Consider the following 6,412-nt stretch of genomic DNA (forward strand, 5'->3'; position numbering starts at 1 on the left):
GAAAACGGTCAAAACCTGTGATATTCTTTAATCTCTCTTCCATCACATGCTGAAGTCTACCTGTAAGGAATGATGCGGCCTCACCCGCACCAACACCACCCTCAAACCCCTTCAGCTCCTTGGTGATCTGGCCAACAGTAAGTAACGCAAGGATGTCCATTTCACTCAAAGGCGGAGAGGAAAACAGGGAAAGGGTAAATTTGTCTATGGGGCCGTCAAGATTTAGCTTTATATAGTAGCCCTTTGTTACAGTCTCAGCCTGTATGTGAAATATCGGGTAAATTCTATTCGGGTCTATAAAGTCAACCCTGCCATTTATAATCCTGAACTCATTGCTCCTGAAAAACACGATCCCTCCCGCAGCCTCCAACCTTCCCAGAAGCCTCGGCTGATTAACAGTTCCCTTCAGTATCATGTCAACCTTTATAGGCGTCCTGGCTACGTTATTATCTATGACTATATTGTCCTGGCCTGATAGATGTATATTTAACGCTGTCCTTCCAAAAAAACCTGGTTGTTCTACTCTGAGCTTTTCAACTGGCTTAAGGCTCACCAACCAGCTCTTCCACTCAATTCTTTTATTGTACCTGGCTTTCTCTATAAATACGTCTCCTGAAAGTCTCTGGTCTTTGGAAGAGATTTCATAAAAGAGTTTTCCATTAAATGTTACATCCGCTCCCTCTATAGGCCTAAGCCTGATATCCTGAAGTTGAGAATCAAAAAATAACCTTTTCAAAGACATACCCTTCAAATAACCCACACCAGAACCCTTAACCTTGCCGCCGCCGAATCCTGCATTAAAAGAGTCGAAAATAACCCTGTCATGATCGAAATATACATTTCCATCAAGTGGCCCTATCCTGTGAGGAAAATCCACCAACAGCATGGAGGCATTTCTTATATTTATTCCTCCTTTAAGTTCCGGTGACTCCCATGGGCCTGTAGCCTCAACAACAAAATTCCCCTCCCCTCTTAAAGACTCTATATCTTTTGTCATAGCCTTCAGTGGTGCAATATCCATTCGGCCTTCAATGGCTATATTATAGCTATGCCCGAGTTTCAATCCACCTCTCACCGATATATCACCATAGTCTCCCTTCAAAGACAGTGCCTTTATCCTGAAATCTTTTTCTGCAAGTTCAAAGATAATGTCCCCCTGATTCCTGAGGTTGTATCCATAAAGACTCACATTAAGGGCGTTAAGTTTTGATTGCATAAAAACCTTTTTACCCTCTCCCGTTACCTTAACGTCTCCGTTTATAAAAACAGCGAGGTCCCTGGGTATATCCTTTAAATAAGCAGCAAGAAGGAAATCATATCTCCCTTTCCTGAATTTAAGGTCTATGTCCCATAGTAGAGTCTTCGACAGGTTGGCCTTGCCTGTTATAATCAGGGTATTATTAAACAGATTCCCCGTAGCATTTAACTGCTTGCCATCTAATTGTGCGTTGATTTCTCCTTTCCCGAATTTAGCATCCTTAAGACTGCCCTCAAGAACTCTGGCTGAAAGCATTATATTCGGCTTTTCAAATGTCCCTGAGCCTTTAGCATCGAGGCTTAACCTGACATTAATCGGGAAATTTGCAGGGATGGCAGTTACATCTTTCAGGTTAACTGTGTTGTGCCCTGCCACTGTGGTGAATGAAAATTTTCCATCAAAAGATAAAGAACCTTTCAGACTTAGCCTTGACTCCTCTCTCTGTAGCTCCAGCAAGGGGAAAACTATATCCTGCGGATTGATTATTGCACTTATAATAGCCTTATCTATGAGTTGTCCAAAGACATCAGCCCTTTCAGTTACAATATTGGCACTACTCTTGAAGTCCTTTCTGCTGCCCTTAAATGATATGTCTCCATCAATAGAGCCTGTAATAGGGAGTTCTTTATACACAGCCTTTAAGGCTAACCCAAGGTCTCCCTTCTTGATTTTTGCCTTTGCCTCAAAATAAGGCTCCGGGAAAGAAAAGATATCTTCTGCCTCCTTAAAGGAAATGCTGCCCGAGATGTCATAGACCGACTGCCCCTGCTCTACTTTGAGAGACCCAACTGAAAGAGATTTTATCTTATACGTTAAACTTCCTGAGGCCTTAGTAATAGTAACCTCATTAAGAATGCCCTGCCCAAAACTAAACTCTCCTGAAATCACAGGGTCTGAAATCAGGCCATTAATCCCACCGACAAAACTCACTGGCGCCTTGAACGAGTAATATGGCGACATTAAATCCGTTGCATCGGCGCTCTCAACCCTGGCTTTGAGGTCAAAAAGACTTTTACTGAAATTTACAGTGCCCTCCAGGAAAAGCGTAGATATGGCAGTAGAAATGTTTGAATTAGAAATCGTCAGGATATTATTTTTTAAATTTATAGTCCCTTCAATCTTTTTAAGCCTTCCAAGGATATCAGGCCCTGCAGGGGTTTTATTTAAATAATTAATATGCGATTGAACTGAAAACTCTTTGTCTGGCTCTTTTGCCAGCTCAAAGTTCCCGCTGATCTTGCCTGCAGGGATTGGTGGCTCCCAGCCAATAAATTTCAGGAATCCAGGGCTATCAATATCCGAGACATCGGCCTTAACATAATATGCACCGCCAGGGACACGTAATCTGGCATTACCCCTTAATGCACCGCCATAAATACGGGCCGTGAAATCTTTCATGGTAAAAACTTTATTCTCATAATTTAAACGCCCCTTCATATCATCTACAGGCAGTGTGCTCAGCTTTCCATTTTTAAAAGTCACATCGCCCTCGCCTTTTATTTCTGGATAAATGCCTGATATTTTACCATCTACGGAAATCAGGCCGCTGATGTCCTCCTTTATATTGATAAATTCCATGAGGGTCTCAAGGTAAAACCACCCTCTGGTTTTTAAGTCTACCATTGCTTTAGAACCATCGAATTTAACAGAGCCTGATAGAGTAATTACCCCATCGCCCTTTTCTTTTAAATTAAAAAAGTCTTTTAATGTCGAAAGCAGGACATTGGCCTTTGCCGACAAAATACCTTTGCCCGGATACACATCGCCGCTTGCCTCGATTGTGGAACCTGAGGAAGAAAATTTAACCCCGATGATCTCTGTCTTCTTACTGTCCAGTTTTATCCTTCCTTCAATGCCCCCTTTAATCTCAGGAATATTCTCAACCTTTAAAACACCGCTCTTTAGTTTAAAATCAACAGTAACCCTTTCTTTTATGACTACCTCTGAGGAAAGCCCATCACCTGAAAAGGTCGTCTTTTTATCACCATCTCGGAATCGAGTCGTACCGACCTGCAAATTAAAATTGCCGCCGGTTAATTTGATGCTTTTCAGCCTGACTTTGAACGCCTTGCCTTTGTCCTCGGCAATATATTTTTTCACTGACTTCACCACTCTATCTATGTCCTCTTTTTCAGATGTTATCTCAGGCTCTTTTATAATCAACCGGCCAATATTTATATTTTTTGATGGTAAACCCGACAGCTCTATATATGCCCTGACTTTATTAATCTTTAATAGTGTATTCCCATCCTTATCAGAAAGCTTAAGCCTCCTCGCTTCAACATAGAGTGGAAATGGATTCAGGACAACCTTATCAATAACCACCCTCTCACCTGTGATCTCCTCAAGTTCTGGCAGGATCAGCCTCTTAAAGGCATTCGATAGATATGGCCCCCTGAACAGGAAAAAAACAAGGCTTACGAAAACAAGGGCTATTGCTATAAAAATAAATCTCTTTAGCCTTTTAGAAGTTCCCACAATACCCCCATAAGTTCAAAACCGTCATATCCGCTTACTTTCCTGCCCTGCGAATTGATATAAAAAACATCCATTGCAACTTCGGCATCAGTGTTTATCTTTGCTGAAACTATACCTATGTCTTTACTAAACAGAAGGGCAGAAATATCATATAAAAGCCCGACCCTGTCAGGACAGGTAAGCTCAAGCACAGTAAACTCGCTCGATATTTCATTATCAAGCTCTATCTTTACCGGTGTCCTAACTGAAACTCCACTAAACTTATTATACGTTACTTCGCCACCAGCCCTCACAGGCCGTATTTCCCTGGCTTCAAGCAATGCCCCCCGTAAATCCTCCTTGAGCCTTGAGGGAAGGCCATCCCAGTAGATCTCATCCCAATTGGATATCTGCATCCTGTTAATAACAATACCATCATAACCGGTAAAGACCTGTCCCCTTAAAATATTCAGACCTTTCGAAGATATAACACCGGTTATTCTTGAAAACAACCCAGGACTGTCCCATGTTCCAATTGTTAATTCTGTGCTCCCTGTCTCTTTTCGCTTTGAATGAAAAAAGAAAAAACTGTCTTTTCTGATAGAATCCACAACTTTTATATCTTTTATTACAGTTTCAGGCGGCGTGGAATTCAAATACCGCTCAGACATATTTTTGAAATGAGAAGATACATCCTCCTCTGTTATTGATGGATATTTCGGAAGCAGATTATAAACAGCCCTATACCTGTCCCTCTCTTCTCCCCTCAGATACATACTGGTCCTTAGATAAAGGTCTTCTAAAAGAAATGCCTTCCAGTCAGACCAGAAGCCCGGTCTTACAGCAGAGATATCAGCATATGAGAGCAGGAAAAGGGCATTAAGTTTTTCTTCATCCCCCACAATCCTGGCAAAATAGGAAACAACATTCGGGTCTTCTGCTTCTCTCTTTTGCGCTATCTGTGACATCAAAAGATGGTTCGTCACAAGAAACGTAACTTCCTCCTTATCAAAACCCTCGATGCTCAATCTCTCGAGTATGTTTCTTACTTTAATCAAGCCAGCAGATTCGTGACCCCTGCCCATGGCCTTGCCTATATCGTGAAGCAGAAGGGCAAGAAAGAGGTTATGTGGTCTTTTCAGTGCCTTATAAACGTCTGCAACAAATGTAAGTCTCTCAATTACATTAGCTTCCAACGCCTGAAGGGTCTTTATAGCAAAAAGGGTATGTTCATCTACTGTGTATTTATGATAGACATCGAATATTACAAGGGCATTGAGCATAGCAAATTCAGGGATATAATTGCCGAGAAAACCTGAATCATGCATTTCCTTAAGTGTCTCATAAACACGATGGCCTTTAAGTATCTCAATGAAAAATTCTGAAGCCTTTTTTGATTCTCTAAAAGCTTCGTCTACAAGGTGAAGGCTCTCACCAATGGCCTCTTTAAGCAGCGGGCTTAATGCTGTCCTGTATTTCTGGGAAAGATAAAATGCCTCCATTAATCTGAGCGGTTCTTCTGTAAAGAAATTCTTATCGAAATGAGCCGTTACAATATAGCCGTCCGACAGAATAAAAGCATCTGAGATTTTTCTCATTACAGGCCTTTTAGGCCTCTTAATAAAACGGCTGCCGCAAATCTCAAAGACCCTGAATGAAATCTCCTTTATCTCCCTTGCCTTTATATAATAATACCGCATGAATCTCTCAGGGGCTGAGAAGTCTTCTGCATCCTTGAAACCAAAAACCGGGGCCAGGGCTTCCTGATACAGAAAAGACAGGACATCATTCTTTCTCTTAGACTCAAGCTGAAGGCCAACCCTTACCCTGAGCAGAAAATCAAATGCATTTAGCAGCCTTGCATAATTTTTCTCGCTTAGAACCGTGTTAAGACCTTCAATCCCTGGTCGCACCGACCCCTCGAGCTTGAGGACAACTCTCGCAAGCCACATAGCAGTATGGACATCCCTCAACCCACCCTCGCCCTCTTTGACATGGGGCTCAAGCAGATAAGGGGAAGAGCCATAATTTCTGTGGCGGGAGAACATTTCCCTGAGCTTTTCTGTTAAAAAAATCTGTGGTTTTCTGCTCAGAATCTTATCTATTTCGGCCCTGAAATCTTTATAAATATCAATATTGCCTGTCAAGAATCTTGCCTCTAAAAAAGAGGTTTTTGTGGTTATGTCTTTCGCAGCAATTCTCATACAGTCTTTTATTGACCTGAAAGAATGACCTACCTGAAAGCCCGAATCCCATAAGTTATAAAGCAGATTTTTTGCGTCCTTTTCTGCATCTGCTGCCAATTTATCCCTGTAGAGAAACATAAGGTCAACATCAGAATATGGAGCCATTTCCTGCCTTCCATACCCGCCGAGCGCAACAATAGCAAGAGACTCCTGATTCCTGTTAAAAATACTCCTGATGTAACGGTCAATGATATTGCTATAAGTGCGCACCATCTCTCTGCCACCAAGACCCCGGTAGAATAACTCTTTTAGCTCATCAACAAATATCTCTAATTTTAAAACCTCACTTCCCATTTCCTATTTCCTATTTCCCATTTATTCATACCTCAGCGCCATAATGGGGTCTAATGATGCTGCTTTTTTAGCAGGGTAAACCCCAAAAAATATGCCAACGCTCGCAGAAAAGAAAAAAGCTAAAAGAATTGACCAGACACTCAGCTCGGTTGGCAGA

The 6,412-nt window shown here is 41.8% G+C and carries 2 protein-coding genes; both read right to left on the reverse strand.

Features of this window, described 5'->3' with window-relative positions; genetic code table 11:
* Positions 1 to 3,736: translocation/assembly module TamB domain-containing protein (locus HZC12_10830; protein MBI5027197.1), on the reverse strand; the 3,736-nt coding region annotated here is incomplete at its 3' end.
* Positions 3,715 to 6,255: a [protein-PII] uridylyltransferase gene (gene glnD / locus HZC12_10835; protein MBI5027198.1), complete on the reverse strand. Its 2,541-nt coding sequence runs from the start codon at positions 6,253 to 6,255 to the stop codon at positions 3,715 to 3,717. The genes glnD and HZC12_10830, both read right to left, overlap by 22 nt.
* Between the last annotated feature and the right edge of the window lie 157 nt (positions 6,256 to 6,412).

It is taken from the genome of Nitrospirota bacterium, from assembly GCA_016214385.1.
GTDB lineage: Bacteria > Nitrospirota > Thermodesulfovibrionia > UBA6902 > JACROP01 > JACROP01.